This window comes from Alteriqipengyuania abyssalis (genome assembly GCF_019857185.1).
Lineage (GTDB): Bacteria > Pseudomonadota > Alphaproteobacteria > Sphingomonadales > Sphingomonadaceae > Alteriqipengyuania > Alteriqipengyuania abyssalis.
In genome coordinates, this window is the sequence record NZ_JAHWXP010000002.1 from 456,100 (window position 1) to 470,397 (window position 14,298).

11 protein-coding genes are annotated in these 14,298 nt (G+C 66.2%); 2 read left to right on the forward strand and 9 right to left on the reverse strand.

Annotated elements, in window-relative coordinates; all coding sequences use genetic code 11:
* Window positions 1-12: 12 nt before the first annotated feature.
* From KYN89_RS07410 to KYN89_RS07425, 4 genes are read right to left on the reverse strand one after another with little or no spacing between them, the layout of a single operon-like run.
* A complete protein-coding gene (locus KYN89_RS07410; RefSeq protein ID WP_222824484.1) occupies window positions 13-891 on the reverse strand; it encodes an alpha/beta hydrolase in 879 nt (292 codons plus the stop codon).
* Window positions 891-1,556, reverse strand: a complete 666-nt coding sequence (locus tag KYN89_RS07415) for a 3-oxoacid CoA-transferase subunit B (protein WP_222824485.1) — start codon at window positions 1,554-1,556, stop codon at window positions 891-893. The genes KYN89_RS07410 and KYN89_RS07415 overlap by 1 nt, the downstream gene beginning before the upstream one ends.
* A 4-nt stretch (window positions 1,557-1,560) precedes the next feature.
* Window positions 1,561-2,511, reverse strand: a complete 951-nt coding sequence (locus KYN89_RS07420; RefSeq protein ID WP_222824486.1) for an HAD family hydrolase — start codon at window positions 2,509-2,511, stop codon at window positions 1,561-1,563.
* A 13-nt stretch (window positions 2,512-2,524) separates the two neighbouring features.
* On the reverse strand, window positions 2,525-3,238 hold the full coding sequence (locus KYN89_RS07425; protein ID WP_010233085.1) for a CoA transferase subunit A: 714 nt from the start codon (window positions 3,236-3,238) through the stop codon (window positions 2,525-2,527).
* Between the two features lie 429 nt (window positions 3,239-3,667).
* Between KYN89_RS07425 and KYN89_RS07430 the strand changes: the two genes are divergently transcribed.
* Window positions 3,668-5,977 carry a CDC48 family AAA ATPase gene (locus tag KYN89_RS07430; protein WP_222824487.1) on the forward strand — a complete coding sequence of 770 codons (2,310 nt, stop codon included), beginning with the start codon at window positions 3,668-3,670 and terminating at the stop codon, window positions 5,975-5,977.
* Window positions 5,978-6,002: 25 nt separating this feature from the next.
* Here KYN89_RS07430 and KYN89_RS07435 read toward each other — a convergent pair whose 3' ends face one another.
* The 4 genes from KYN89_RS07435 to polA all read right to left on the reverse strand — a co-directional run bounded on the left by KYN89_RS07435 (window position 6,003) and on the right by polA (window position 12,525).
* Window positions 6,003-7,142: an aspartyl protease family protein gene (locus KYN89_RS07435; RefSeq protein WP_222824488.1), complete on the reverse strand. Its 1,140-nt coding sequence runs from the start codon at window positions 7,140-7,142 to the stop codon at window positions 6,003-6,005.
* A 77-nt stretch (window positions 7,143-7,219) separates the two neighbouring features.
* A complete protein-coding gene (locus tag KYN89_RS07440; RefSeq protein ID WP_222824489.1) occupies window positions 7,220-8,308 on the reverse strand; it encodes a mechanosensitive ion channel family protein in 1,089 nt (362 codons plus the stop codon).
* A gap of 3 nt (window positions 8,309-8,311) precedes the next feature.
* The gene (locus KYN89_RS07445; RefSeq protein ID WP_248285065.1) at window positions 8,312-9,661 is read right to left on the reverse strand and encodes a sensor histidine kinase; all 1,350 of its coding nucleotides are present in this window, start codon (window positions 9,659-9,661) and stop codon (window positions 8,312-8,314) included.
* The gene (polA, locus tag KYN89_RS07450; RefSeq protein ID WP_222824490.1) at window positions 9,658-12,525 is read right to left on the reverse strand and encodes a DNA polymerase I; all 2,868 of its coding nucleotides are present in this window, start codon (window positions 12,523-12,525) and stop codon (window positions 9,658-9,660) included. Before polA ends, KYN89_RS07445 begins: the two co-directional genes overlap by 4 nt.
* Window positions 12,526-12,751: 226 nt before the next feature.
* Here polA and KYN89_RS07455 point away from each other — a divergent pair, with 226 nt between their 5' ends.
* Window positions 12,752-13,024, forward strand: a complete 273-nt coding sequence (locus tag KYN89_RS07455; RefSeq protein ID WP_222824491.1) for a hypothetical protein — start codon at window positions 12,752-12,754, stop codon at window positions 13,022-13,024.
* Between the two features lie 74 nt (window positions 13,025-13,098).
* Here KYN89_RS07455 and KYN89_RS07460 read toward each other — a convergent pair whose 3' ends face one another.
* On the reverse strand, window positions 13,099-14,169 hold the full coding sequence (locus tag KYN89_RS07460; RefSeq protein ID WP_222824492.1) for a serine hydrolase: 1,071 nt from the start codon (window positions 14,167-14,169) through the stop codon (window positions 13,099-13,101).
* Between the last annotated feature and the right edge of the window lie 129 nt (window positions 14,170-14,298).

The following is a 14,298-nucleotide window of genomic DNA, read 5'->3' on the forward strand; positions in this document are numbered from 1 at the left end:
AAGCCGGGCGGATCACATCGCCTGGTCGAGGAAGGTCACGCTGCGGTCGAGCACCGGGGCCTTGCCGCGAAACGGCTTGGACAGCGCCACGACCACATCCTCGTGGCTCAGGCCCTCATAGTTCTCCGTCTGCACCGGCGCGCCGAGTTCGCGCAGCTTCGCGGCGAGGTTCTCCGTGTTGTAGGGCCGGACCACGGTGTCCTTGCTCGACGTGACCAGCAGCATCGGCGGGGCATCGGCGCGTGCCCATTCGATGGGCTGCGTGTCGCGCGGGGCCGGCCAGTGCGACATCGCGTCGATCGACCGCTTCTTGTCGAAGGGGTAGAAGTCGTAAGGGCCGGACAGGCCGATCGCGGCCTTCACGGCATCGGGTGCCACACCGGCAGCTGTCAGCCAGCGCGGGTCCAGCGCCAGCGTGACGGCGGTATGCGCGCCCGCCGAGTGGCCTGCGAGCGCGATCCTGTCGGGATCGCCGCCGAAGCGGGCGATATTGTCGCGAGTCCAGCGCACCGCCTCGGCCCCGTCCTCGACGAAGGCCGGGAAGCGCACCTGCGGCACCTTGCGATAATCGGGGATGACCACCACGAAGCCCCGGCTGGCGAGCGCACGCCCGGCAAAGGCGTAGGCATCGCGATCGCCCTTCACCCAGCCGCCGCCGTAGAAGAACACGATTACCGGACGCGGTGTCTCGCTCGCCGCGTCGGGCACCCACACGTCGAGCGTCTGGTCATGACTGCCGAAGGGGATCGCCGTGCCCGCGCGATGCGTGTCGGTGCCCCCGCCGGAAATCCGATCGATGATCGAAAGTAGCTTCGGGGGCGAGGTAAACGCGATGGCCACGCCCACTGCCAGCACAGCCGACAGCGCCAGCCCCGCGATCCACCACTTCATCACGCGGTTTCTAGCGCGACCTCGTATTTCGCCGTCGTGCTCTTGGCGATGTCGTCTTCGGTGACGCCGGGCGCGAGTTCGATCAGGCGGAAGGCGCTGTCGTGATCGGGCCGCTGGAACACGCCGAGGTTGGTGATGACCATGTCGACCACATCGGTGCCGGTCAGCGGCAGCGTGCATTCGGGGATGAACTTGGGGTCGCCGTGCTTGCTGGTGTGGTCCATCACCACGATGATCTTCTTGACGCCCGCGACCAGATCCATCGCGCCGCCCATGCCCTTGATCATCTTGCCGGGAATCATCCAGTTGGCGATGTCGCCGTTCTCGGCCACTTCCATCGCGCCCAGCACGGTCAGGTCGATATGCCCGCCGCGGATCATCGCGAAGCTGGTCGCGCTGTCGAAATAGGCGGAGTGGTCCAGTTCGCTGATCGTTTGCTTGCCCGCATTGATCAGGTCGGCGTCTTCCTCGCCTTCCAGCGGGAAGGGACCGATGCCGAGCATGCCGTTCTCGCTCTGCAGCGTTACGTGCATGCCTTCGGGGATGTGATTGGCGACCAGCGTGGGAATGCCGATGCCCAGGTTGACGTAATAGCCATCCTGAAGCTCGCGCGCGGCGCGCGCAGCCATTTCGTCGCGGGTCCAGCCGGGGGTCTGCTCGGTCATGTCTCTAGCCTTGTGAAGGAGGTGTCTGGGCGGTGATGGGTGCGCCGGTCGCAGCGGTGATCGGAGCCGGGCCGAGGAACCACGCCTCACCGATCAGCGGATCGAGCGCGAAGGCATCGTCCGGGTTCTTGAGGTATCCGAACAGCGAATCGAAATCGCGCTTCTGGTCGCCCAGGATCGCGACGATGCAGTAATCGCCGCTGGCATCCTGGCGGCGCGAATCCTTGCTCTCGTTCTCGTAGCGCACGAGGTAGAGCTCGTCCTCGCCTCGCGGGTCGAGCCCGGTGCGCAGCAGCGCCTTGCGAACCGCACCCGCGCGATCGGCGGTATGGCGGGAGAGCCACAGGACCGCGACTTCCTGCGCGCGCAGCGCGGCGAGCACGCGGACCAGCCCGTTGGGGGCGGCGATATCCTCGGTCAGCGGGGCCTCGCCGTCGCCGGGGTCCAGATCGATCAGCACGGCGGTCTGCGCAAAGGCGCATGGCGCACGTTCCGGCTTCAGCTGGCCCGGTTCGGCGAGCAGCGCGGAGAGGCGCGGCTCGGTCGCGTAAGGATCGCGCTGGGCGATCGCCGTGGCGGCGGCGAACAGCCCCTCGAACCCACCCGTCGCCTGTCCAGCGGGCGTGCCGCTGGGCGGAGGCAGGGCGGTAAGGTTGGTCAGGGTCGCGCTGCTTGTCTCGGTTTGGGCGGGGCCTGCCCCTTCCGTCGGCGAGCCTTTGCCAGGGCGAGCGGCGCTCGACGGAGCGGGCAGTGCCGCCATCGCCACATTCTCGTCCTCCATCTCGCTTTTTGCGCTAGCGCTCTGCACACCGGGGCGATCATAGCCGCTGGGCTTGTCGTCGGTCATGCGCTTGCCCAGCAGCAGCCCCGCCGCGATCGGCGCAGCGGCGGCAACGCAGCCCGACAGGCCGGGTGCGATGGCAAACAGCAGGAGCGGGGCGAGCAGGCGTTTCATCGCTGGTCGGCGGTCAGGCCGCCTCGCGCACGGTGCGGAATTCGATCTTTTTGTCGTAGGGCGCGCCCACGATCATCCGCTGCACGAACACGCCGGGCAGGTGGATGCAATCGGGATCGAGCGACCCGGTCGGCACGATTTCCTCAACCTCGACCACGCACACCTTGCCGCAGGTGGCGGCGGGCACGTTGAAATTGCGCGCGGTCTTGCGGAACACGACATTGCCCGTCTCGTCCGCCTTCCACGCTTTCACGATGGCGAGGTCGGCGAAGATTCCGTGCTCGAGGATGTAATCCTCCGGCCCTTCGCCACGGTCGAACTGCTTCACCTCCTTGCCTTCGGCCACCTGGGTGCCGACGCCGGTCTTGGTGTAGAAGCCCGGAATGCCTGCGCCGCCTGCGCGCATCCGCTCCGCCAGCGTGCCCTGGGGGCAGAACTCGACCTCGAGCTCGCCGGAGAGGAACTGGCGTTCGAACTCCTTATTTTCGCCCACATAGCTGCTGATCATCTTCTTCACCTGCTTGGTGCGCAGCAGCTTGCCGATGCCTTCGTTATCGATCCCTGCGTTGTTGCTGGCGAAGGTGAGGTTCTTCACCCCGCTGTCGCGAATCGCGTCGAGCAGTCTTTCGGGGATGCCGCAAAGGCCGAAACCTCCGCTGGCGATCAGCATGTCGTCCTTGAGCACACCGTCGAGTGCGGCGGCGGCATCGGGGTAGAGTTTCTGCATGGGACTCCGGCAGGTCTGGGGTGAGGCTTGGAGAGGGTTTAAGGCCTCGCGCGTGCCTTGTCATCCCGTGCGCAAAACGCAAAATGGTGCGGCGCAGCAGGACGAAGATGGGCTCGAACAGATAAAAAGTGTCTAAAATCAAAGGTCTAAAAGAATTGCAACTTTTGCAACGCCCGATGTCTTTTTCGCACTTGCGAAATATACTGCGTTGCGGCAGAACAATGGAGCCTTTCAGGCATCCTCTCCCAAACTTCATACCCGGCTGGTTCGCCAGCCGGGTTTTTTCTTGCCTGCAATCCGCCGCGGCCTGCCGAATCGCAGCGTCGTGCGGACCCAAGCGCGTGCTCGCCCATTCCATAAGCCGCAGCGCAACTTATGTAGGGTCGCCATACCCCCCGATATGGGCGACAACCGGGAGAAACCGCACACATGGCCGACAGCGAAACCGCCACCGAAGAAAGAATCGTCCGCCTTCAGGTGGCTGCGGCCCGCCAGGAAGAGAGCGGCCGCGGCGTTGCACGCCTGCCGCGCAGCGCGATGCAGACGCTCGGCGTGACCGAGGGCGACGTGGTCCAGCTTTCGGGCAAGCGCTCGACCGCCGCGATTGTGATCGCGGCGCATGACGAGGATCAGGCGCTTGCGGTCGTCCGCCTCGACGGTCTGCAGCGCGCCAATGCCGAGGTCGGATCGGGCGAGCACGTGAAGATCGAGGCCGCGCAATCGCGCCCCGCGACCCGCGTGGTGTTCGCACCCGCAAGCCGCGAGATGCGGCTGCAAGGGCCGACCCAAGCGCTCAAGCGCAACTTCTTCCGCAAGCCGATCGTCAGCGGCGATCTGGTGGCGACCACCGGGCAGCAGCCGGTCCAGAACATGCCGCCCGAAGTGCAGCGCATGTTCAACGCGCCCGCCTATGCACTCACCCAGATCCGCCTGCGCGTGATCAGCACCGCGCCCAAGGGAATCGTCCATATCGACGAGAATACCGAGATCGAGCTGCGGCCCGATTTCGAAGAGCCCAAGGCGGGCCGGTCCGTGGTCAACTACGACGATGTCGGCGGCATTTCGGAGACGATCCAGCAGCTGCGCGAAATGGTCGAGCTGCCGCTGCGCTATCCCGAACTGTTCACCCGGCTGGGTGTCGACCCGCCCAAGGGCGTGCTGCTGCACGGCCCGCCCGGAACCGGCAAGACGCGGCTGGCGCAGGCCGTCGCCAATGAAAGCGATGCCGAGTTCTTCGCCATCAACGGGCCCGAGATCATGGGTTCGGGCTACGGCGAATCGGAGAAGCGGCTGCGTGAGGTGTTTGAAAGCGCCAACCAGGCCGCCCCCGCGATCATCTTCATCGATGAGATCGATTCGATCGCGCCCAAGCGCGACAGCGTGCCGGGCGAGGCGGAGAAGCGCCTCGTCGCGCAGCTCCTGACGCTGATGGACGGGCTCGAATCGCGGGCCAATATCGTGGTCATCGCGGCGACCAACCGCCCCGACGCGATCGACGAGGCGCTGCGCCGCCCCGGCCGGTTCGACCGCGAAATCGTGATCGGTGTGCCGGACGAGACCGGGCGGCGCGAAATCCTCGCGATTCACACCCGCGGCATGCCGCTGGGCGAAGGCGTCGACCTGAAGGAACTGGCGCGCGTCACCCACGGCTTCGTCGGTGCGGATATCGCCGCGCTTGCGCGCGAGGCGGCGATCGACGCGGTTCGCCGGATCATGCCGCAGATCGACCTCGATGCGCAGACGATCCCGCCCGAAGTGCTCGAAGGCCTGCATGTCGGGCGCGACGATTTCCTGTCCGCGCTCAAGCGTGTCCAGCCCTCCGCCATGCGCGAGGTGATGGTCCAGGTGCCCGATGTCAGCTGGAGCGATCTGGGCGGGATCGACGACGCGATCGAAAAGCTGAAGGAAGGGATCGAGCTGCCGATCAAGAACCGCGAGGCGTTCCACCGCCTCGGCATCCGCGCGGCCAAGGGCTTCCTGCTCTATGGCCCGCCGGGCACGGGCAAGACGCAGCTGGCCAAGGCCGTCGCCAAGGAGGCCGATGCCAACTTCATCTCGATGAAGAGCTCCGACCTGCTGTCCAAATGGTATGGTGAGAGCGAGCAGCAGATCGCCAAGATGTTCCGTCGCGCGCGTGCGGTCTCGCCATGCGTGATCTTCATCGACGAGATCGACTCTCTGGTGCCCGCACGCGGGTCCGGCAGCATGGAACCGCAGGTGACCGGCAGGGTGGTCAACACCATCCTTGCCGAGATGGACGGGCTGGAAGAGCTTCAGTCGGTCGTGGTGATCGGGGCAACCAACCGCCCCACGCTGGTCGACCCCGCGCTGCTGCGGCCAGGCCGGTTCGACGAGCTGGTCTATGTCGGCACGCCCGATGTGAAGGGGCGCGAGCAGATCCTCGGCATCCATACCGGCAACATGCCGCTGGCCAAGGATGTCAGCCTGTCGAAGATCGCCGAGGAGACCGAGCGTTTCACCGGGGCCGATCTGGAAGACGTGGTTCGCCGCGCCGGGCTGGTCGCGCTGCATCGTGCGGGCGCGGACGTGCAGGAGGTCACCATGGCCGACTTCACCGAAGCGCTGAAGGACAGCCGCGCGTCGGTCACCGCCAAGATGGAAGAGGAATACAGGAAGATGCGCGGCGAGCTGAAGAAGCGCGCGGCGGAGCCCATGCCGATCGGCTTCATCACCGAAGGCATGGTCGAATCGACTCGCGAATCGAAGCACGGCGACTGATCGCCGGGGATAATACGCCCGGCGGCTAGAGAAAGTCGGCGAGGGTCAGGTCGATCCGGCGGGTGCCCCCCGCCTTCGACCTGACCTCCAGCGGCAGGACCGTTCCGGCGGGCCCCTGCATGGCCGCGATAAGCCCTTGGAAATCCGCGCCGACCAGCCGGTCTCCCGGCACGATCCCCGCGACCGCCGCGGGGCTGCCGGGGCCGACCACCGCCACCTTTACGTCTTTGCCTGCGCGATCGATCCACATGCCCGCCCGGTTATATTCCGGCGCGGGTGCGGGCAGGGTGTTGCGGCGCAGGAACAGCTCCTTCGTCGACGGCCGGGTGGCGATGTCGAACCGGCGCAGGATCGGCAGGCCGACGAGGCCGTGTTCGAAATACGTCCACGGGCTTTTCGGTGTGAGCGTTGCGATCAAGTCGGTCAGGACAGTGCCGCCAAATTCGATCTTGGGTAACCGTATGATCCGGCCTTTCCCGTCGGGCGATCCCGGAGCCCAGCGGGGCGAATCCCACAAGCCGCTTTTCTCCAGCGCCTTGCCGCTCAACCGCAATTCGTTCGGCGAGCCGGTGTCGAGGCCGATGGGGAAGGCTTGGCCCGCGATGGTGACCGGCGCGAACATCCAGCTGGAGCCGTAGCGGTTGCCTTCGAGCACGAAGGCATCTTCGACCCGGGTCCAGTCGCTGCGGTCGGGCGCTCCGGAGGGATAGAGCCGCAACTGCGACGCACCGAAATCCAGCTCGCTGTCCACGGTGGTGACCACCCCGGCCGCGAGCGATCCGACTGCATCCTCAATGAAATTGACGTGATCGGTCGCGGCGAAAAGCGCGCCGGCCTGGCGCACCACGCCGCCCAGCGAAAGCTCGTCCACCAGTACCATATCGTACACCCGGTGCGCGCCAATCAGGCCGAGCGGGCTCTTGCCGACGGTCTTGAGCCCCAGCCGATCCACCATCGCCTGCTCCATCAGGCCGACCGACCCTCCGGTATCGACGACCAGCGGCCACGGCCCCTGCCCGTTGAGCAGGCAGTCGATCAGCACCCGATCGTCCGTCAGCCGGATCGGAATGGTGATGGTGTTCGATTGGGCCAGCAGCCGGGCTGGGGAGAGCGCAACCGCCCCCATCGCAGCGGTGGTGGCAAGGAAGCTGCGACGTGCGATCATGGTCGATCCCAACTGGCTGGTTTGTAAAGGCTTTCGCAAGTTTAGGCCGAAGATGTGACGGGACAGTGAACGCGCGCCTAGCCGCCCCGTTCGTTCGCCGCCTCGACCTCCAGCCGGTGGCGGATCAGTGCGACCGGCTGGTTCTCGCGCAGCCATTGCAGCATGTATTCGCGCACCGCGCAGCGCAGATCCCACACATCGCCGATCGTCGCCCCGGTCATCGAAAGGCGCAGCGCGATGCTTTCCGGGTAGGCGTCGGTCACCAGCGCGGCCGCGTCACGCTCGTCCCAGAGCGGATGATCCTTCAGGAAATCGAGAAACGCCTGGCGGATCGGCGCGACGTCCGCGATCGGATCGAGGTGCAGCATCACCACCCCGGTCAGCCGGTCGGCGGAGCGTGACCAGTTCTCGAAGCTTTCCTCGAAGAACTTGCCTGTGGGCACCACCAGCACGCGCTCGTCCCACGCGCGGATCATGACGAAGGTCATGCGGATTTCCTCGACCCGGCCGGTCACCCCGTCGACCACCACCATGTCGCCGATCCGGATCGGTTCGGTCAGCGCCATCTGGATGCCCGCGATCAGCGATTTGAGCGCGGGCTGCGCGGCGGCACCAATGGCCAGCGCGGCAAGGCCGGCCGAGGCCATCAGCGTGACGCCGACCTGCCGCACGCCAGGGATGTTCACCAGCACCAGCGCGATGGTGATGACGATGATCAGGCTCGACGCGGTACGGCGGAAGATCTCGATCCGGGTCTTGCGGCTGCGCATGTGGATCGGGTCGAGCCGGCGTTCCATCCGCCGTTCGTGTGCGGTGGCCCAGCCGGTCACGAAGGCGAGTACCAGCCAGCCAAGGATGATCGGCGCGACGAAATCCGAAAGCGCATCCCACGCCGGGCGGATCACTTCGGCCCGCTCCGCCGCCGCCGAAATCGCGATGGTCACCGCCAGCCATAGCGCCGGTGCGCGGATCGCCTCGACCACCGGCTGGCCGTGACGCGCCGGGCCATGCGCGGTTGCCTTGCGGATGATGCCGAAAGCGAGCCGATGCGCCGCCACCGCGACGATCACGCACACGCCGAGGATGGCGGCGGCGATGGCGATGTCTTCGACCGGCACCGCCCAGCTGCGCAGGTCGGGCAGGGGGATGGAGGCAAGGATCGACATCTATCAGGCCGCCGCTGTGCCGGGCTGGGCGGGAAACGCGATGCTGACCGTCACGCCTCGTGGGCCGAAGGTCCGTTCGATCTCGCCGCCCAGCTGCCGCGCGGCACCGATCATCAGCGTGCTGCCGAAGCCGCCCTGGCTTTGCGCGGGCTGTTCGCCGTCCTTCTGGCCTGCCGTATCCCAGTCCTCCTGCCAGTCGAGATGGAGCAGGTTGCCCTTGCGCGTCCAGCGCACGGTCAGCTCGCCGGCATCCCGCCAGCAGCCATATTTGACCGCATTGGTCGCCAGCTCGTGCAGCACCAGCCCCAGCGGGGTGACCTGCACCCGGTCGATTGGGACATCATCGCCTTCCAGCACCAGCCGCTTGTCCTGCGACACGTGCGGCTCGACCGTCGCCTCCACCAGCGCGCGCAGCGATGCACCGCCCTGCCGGTTCAGCCGGTCGGCAGCGGTGCCGTGGCCCTGCGTGACCTCGTGCGCGGTCAGCAGCGCGTGGATACGCGCGCTGATGCGGTCCTTGTAGGCAGTCACGTCGGTCGCCTCGCGCGCGCTCATCTGGATGATCGCGAGGACCATCGCGAACAGGTTCTTGACCCGGTGGTTGAGCTCCTGCGCCAGCAGGTTCGCGCGGTCGCGCGCAACCTCCAGCTCGCGGGCCTGCGCCGCCTCGGTCTCCGCCTGCGCGGTCCGCGCGACCAGCACCGCGCCGAGCACGATCGCGCTCACCAGCAGCAGCAGCAGCAGGCCCAGCAGCGGCAGGATGCGCGCTTCGGCGGCCTGCGCGCGTGCGCTCTGTTCGTCGAGCAGGCGGTTCTCGATCTGCGCCAGCCGGTCGATCGCGGCGGTCAGGCGCTGCATTGCATCATAGCCCTCACCCTCTAGGATCTGGCGTCGCGCGTCGCGCAGCTGGCCGCGTTCGACCTGCCCGATGGTCTGGTCGAGCTCGGCGAACTTGTCGTTGAGGGCATCCTCGATCGCGACGAACTCGGCACGCTGTTCGTCGGTCATCCGGTCATCGATCGACCGTGCGAGCCTCTCCATCGCCGTCTCGGCATCGCGCCGCGACGTCCGGTAAGGCTTGAGATAGCGCGTATCGAGCGTGATGTAGTAACCGCGCTGCGCGCTTTCGGCGGACAGGGCGGCGCGTTCGATCCGGTCGAGCATCAGCAGCACGTCGCCCAGCCGCTCGACCTGATTGCGTTCGGCACGCTCGGCCGCGCCGGTGGAGAGCAACAGCAATACCGCGCCCAGGATCGCGCCCGCCATCGCGCCCAGCACCAGCCAGTTGAACCACCGGCGGATGAACACGCGCAAAAGCCCGAACCGCGATGAGGAGGGGGACGACCCGGTCAATGCGCGTCGTCCCAGTTGCGCCCGGTGCCGATCTCGACCCCCAGCGGAACCGTGAGTTCGATTGCCGGTCCGGCGGCATCGGCCATCACCGACTGTATTACCGGCCTAGCCTGTTCGACCAGACCCTCGGGCATTTCGAACACCAGTTCGTCATGCACCTGCAGCAGCATCCGCACCCCGTCGGGCGCATCGGGCTTCAGGCCCGCTTCGGCGAGCGCGGGGCCCATCCGGGCCATGGCGCGCTTGATGATGTCCGCACTGGTGCCTTGGATCGGCGCGTTGACCGCGGCACGCTCGCTCCCCTGCCGTTCGGCCTGGTTCTTGGAATTGATCCGCGGGAACCACGTCTTGCGCCCGAACAGGGTTTGCGAATAGCCGCACTCGCGCACGGTCTCCATCGTGTTGACGATATAGCGCTGGATGCCGGGGAAGCGGGCGAAGTAGATGTCGATCAGGTCCTGCGCCTCGTCCGCCTCGATCCCCAGCCGCCCGGCGAGGCCCCAGCGCGAAATGCCGTAGAGGATCGCGAAGTTGATCGTCTTGGCGCGCGCGCGGGTATCGCGGTCGACGCTGCCGAACATCTCCTGCGCGGTGCGCGCGTGGATATCCTCGCCTGCGGCAAAGGCTTCACGCAAGGGGGCGACATCGGCCATGTGCGCGGCCAGCCGCAGTTCGATCTGCGAATAGTCGGCGGCGAGCAGCACGTTGCCCTCTTCCGCGACGAAGGCCTGCCGAATCTCGCGGCCGATCTCGGTCCGGATCGGGATGTTCTGCAGGTTGGGATCGGTGCTGGAGAGGCGCCCGGTCTGCGCGCCGACCAGACTGTAGCTGGTGTGCACGCGGTTGGTTTTCGGGTTGATCGCCTGCTGCAGCGCGTCGGTATAGGTCGACTTGAGCTTCGCGAGCTGGCGCCATTCGAGCACTTTCGTGGCGATCGGCGCGCCGGTCGCGTCGAGCTTCTCCAGCACCGACTGGTCGGTCGAGTATTGCCCGCTCTTGCCCTTCTTGCCCCCCTTGTACCCCATCTTGTCGAACAGGATATCGCCCAGCTGCTTGGGGCTGCCGACGGTGAATTCCTGCCCGGCAATTTCATGGATCTCGCCTTCGAGACGGGCGGTTTCGCGGGCAAACCGCTCCGACAGGGCAGCGAGTTGCTGGCGGTCGACCTTGATCCCGTGCCGCTCCATCCCCGCGACCACCGGGATCAGCGGGCGATCGACCCGCTCGTAGACGCGCGTACCGCCCTCGACCGCCAGCCGCGGTTTGAGGTGGGTATAGAGTCGCCAGGTCACGTCGGCGTCCTCCGCCGCGTATTCGGTCGCGCGGTCGATCGGCACCTCGCCGAAGGGAATCGCCTTCTTGCCGGTGCCGCAGATCTCCTTGAAGGTCAGGCAGGTGTGGCCAAGATGGCGCTGCGCCAGCTCGTCCATCCCGTGGCCGCCGCCGATCCCGTCCTGCGAGCGGCCTGCATCCAGCGCGAAGCTGACGATCATCGTGTCCTCGATGGGCGCGACCGCGATGCCGTGGCGTGCAAGCACGTTGAGATCGTACTTGATGTTCTGCCCGACCTTGAGGACCGCATCGCTTTCCAGCAGCGGCTTGAGCATCGCCAGCGCGGTCTCACGCGCGATCTGCTGCGGCTTCTCGGCGAACATGTCGTCCCCGCCGCCGCCTTCGTTGAAATGGCCGAGCGGGATGTAGCAGGCCTGATTGGGCCCGATCGCAAGACTGACGCCGACCAGATCCGCCTGCATCGCATCGAGCGCGCTGGTCTCTGTATCGACCGCCACCAGCCGCGCGGCGAAGGCCTTCTCGATCCATTGGTCGAGCTGCTCGACGCTCTGGAGGCACGCGTAGGCGCTGCGGTCGATCGCGGGCATTTCGGGCAGCGGCTGGCTGTTGCCCTGCGGCGCATGGGCCTCGTCCGGGTTCTGCGGCTTGGCTGGGTGCAGCTGGGTCTTCGGGCCGGGGCCGCCATTACCGCCCTCGAGCCGCCTCAGCAGGCTGCCGAACCCATGTTGGGTGAGGAAGGCGGCGAGCGGTTCGGGCGGGATCTTGCCCAGCTTCATGTCGTCGATCGCGATCGGCAGTTCGCAATCTTCCTTCAGCGTCACCAGAATGCGGCTGAGTTCGGCATCGGCGCGATGTTCGAGCAGGCGTTCCTTGAGCTTGCTCTTCTTCATCTCGGGAGCCGCGTCGAGTGCGGCGGTGAGCGATCCGTGATCCTGGATCAGCTTGGTCGCGGTCTTCGGGCCGACCCCGAAGATGCCGGGGATGTTGTCGACCGAATCGCCCATCAGCGCGAGCACGTCGCCCACCAGTTCGGGCGCGACGCCGAACTTCTCCTCGACCTCGGCGGGGCCGATCCGCGCGCTCTTCATCGTGTCGAGCATGTCGATCGTACCGCCCTGCTCGCTGGTGCCGACCAGCTGCATCAGATCCTTGTCGGACGAGACGATGGTGACGTCCCACCCCTTGGCTGCCGCGGCGCGGGCGTAGGAGGCGATCATGTCGTCCGCCTCGACGCCGGGTTCCTCGATCATCGGCAGGCTGAACGCGCGGGTCGCGTCGCGGATCAGCGGGAATTGCGGGACCAGATCTTCGGGCGGGTCGGGCCGGTTGGCCTTGTACTGGTCGTAGATCTCGTTGCGGAAGCTCTGGCTCGACTTGTCGAGCACCACCGCGAGGTGCGTCGGCCCCTCCGCCTTGTCGAGATCCTCTGCCAGCTTCCACAGCATGGTGGTGTAGCCATAGACCGCGCCCACCGGCGTGCCCTCCGGATTGGTCAGCGGGGGCAGGCGATGATACGCGCGGAAGATATACGCCGAACCGTCGACGAGATAGAGGTGCTGCTTGTCGGCCATGCCCCCTGCTAGCAGTGTGGCGAGAGGGCGTCAGCAGCTTACGCGCGGCAAATTATTCCCCGAAAAATGGCCGGAAAAAGGCGCTTGCCACAGTTTGTGGCGAAATTGGGCTTGCCGCGCCACATTCTTGCCACTATCTACGACTCAGAAGCCGCCGGAACCCGGAGGTTTCATCCTCTCCGCGCTCAAACCGCGGCAGGATCCATCTGGAAAAGGATTACAGATTATGCGCAAGATCGTTCTCGCTTCGGCCATCGCCGTCTCCGCTCTCGGCCTCGCTGCTTGCTCGGAAAAGACTGAAGACGCCGCTGGCGACACCGTCGAAAACGCCGCTGCCGACACCGAAGCCAATGTCGACGCCATGGGCGAAGGCATCGAAGACGCCGCCAACGACACCGGTGAAGCCGTCGACAACGCGACCGACGCTGCTGAAAACGAAGCGACCGAAGCGGAAGCCGACATCCAGGGCGAAACCGAAACCGAAGCCGCTGCCGACTAAGGCCAGCGCTTCAGCGAAAAAAGAAGGGCGGCGCCTCACAGTGCCGCCCTTTTTTTGTCCGAAGAAAGTGAAACTTACTGGCCGCCGGCCCCGTAATTGGCGGTGGCCCAGACCCGGCCGTCGGTCGGCTCGCGCTGCTGGCCGAAGCCGTTGTAAAGCGCGCTGGTGATCGAGGCGATCCGCTCGTCACGCAGGCGGCGCGCGTTGAGCTTTTCCGCACGGCTGCCGTTTTCAATCGCCATCGACGCGCTCTGCCCGGTGACGTAGATCGCGGCTGCGATCGGGCGGCCGTCGGGCGTGTAGAAAATGCCGATATCGCTGGCGGTCCGGCTCAGCGTGCCGGTCTTGTGGGCGAGGTTGGCGCTCATCGGCAGGGCCGAGGTCATCCGCCGCTTGCCGGTTACCGTGTCGCCCATCGCGCTCATCAGCACCTGCCGGGACGAGGGGCTGAGCCACCGGCCCTGATAGATCCCGGCGAGCAGCTGGCCCATCGCACGCGGCGTGGCGCTGTCGCGCAGATCGATTTCGGTTGCAGGGTCGGTCCGGCCATCCTCGCGCACCAGCGCGGCGATGTTGCGGGTCAACTGGAAGTCGAGAATCCCCGCGCTGCGCATCCACGCATTGACCGCCTGCGGGCCACCCACGGCGTTCAGCAACGCGTCGGTGCAATCATTGCAGCTGCGGGTAATCATCAGATTGAGGTGTTCGCGTGCGGAAATATAGGTTCCGCGACCGGGCAGCTCGAACTCGCTCGACAGGCTCCAGCGGCCCTGGTCGACCCCGGCGAGGAAGGTCGCCGCGATCGCAACCTTGCTGGTGCTGGCCATCGGGAAACGCTGATCGGCAAGCACGCCGACCTCAGCGCCGGTGGTCAGATCGACCGCGTAGACGCCGATCCGGCCCTGAGAGCCGTCGGCAAGCGCGGCAACCTGCCGTTCGAAAGAGGAATCGTAGACTGCTTCGAAAGTCTTGGGGGCCCGAAGCTCGGTGCCCAGCATGCTGTCGAATTGCGATTCGAGCGAAACCTGCGCGTCGAGTGAGGCACTTTGTGCGTCCTGCGCGGCAGCTGGTGCCTGCGCCAGTGCGCCCGCTGCCAGTGCCAGTGCAAATGTCGACCCAAGTTTCCTAAGCATGCTCTGCCCCATAGCCCGTGACTCGTGTGCAGAGCATTAATGCGCTCACTTAACAGTGGCTCAAGCCCAAAATGGCGTTTGCGCAGGATTGGCACGGTCGACCATGCCAATCCTGCGGTAAAGCGTGAAACCAATCGCGTT

Bases quoted from the DNA above. Each gene is read 5' to 3' on its own strand.
- KYN89_RS07410 (WP_222824484.1), bottom strand. From the start codon at position 891: ATGAAGTGGTGGATCGCGGGGCTGGCGCTGTCGGCTGTGCTGGCAGTG.
- KYN89_RS07415 (WP_222824485.1), bottom strand. From the start codon at position 1,556: ATGACCGAGCAGACCCCCGGCTGGACCCGCGACGAAATGGCTGCGCGC.
- KYN89_RS07420 (WP_222824486.1), bottom strand. From the start codon at position 2,511: ATGAAACGCCTGCTCGCCCCGCTCCTGCTGTTTGCCATCGCACCCGGC.
- KYN89_RS07425 (WP_010233085.1), bottom strand. From the start codon at position 3,238: ATGCAGAAACTCTACCCCGATGCCGCCGCCGCACTCGACGGTGTGCTC.
- KYN89_RS07430 (WP_222824487.1), top strand. From the start codon at position 3,668: ATGGCCGACAGCGAAACCGCCACCGAAGAAAGAATCGTCCGCCTTCAG.
- KYN89_RS07435 (WP_222824488.1), bottom strand. From the start codon at position 7,142: ATGATCGCACGTCGCAGCTTCCTTGCCACCACCGCTGCGATGGGGGCG.
- KYN89_RS07440 (WP_222824489.1), bottom strand. From the start codon at position 8,308: ATGTCGATCCTTGCCTCCATCCCCCTGCCCGACCTGCGCAGCTGGGCG.
- polA (WP_222824490.1), bottom strand. From the start codon at position 12,525: ATGGCCGACAAGCAGCACCTCTATCTCGTCGACGGTTCGGCGTATATC.
- KYN89_RS07455 (WP_222824491.1), top strand. From the start codon at position 12,752: ATGCGCAAGATCGTTCTCGCTTCGGCCATCGCCGTCTCCGCTCTCGGC.
- KYN89_RS07460 (WP_222824492.1), bottom strand. From the start codon at position 14,169: ATGGGGCAGAGCATGCTTAGGAAACTTGGGTCGACATTTGCACTGGCA.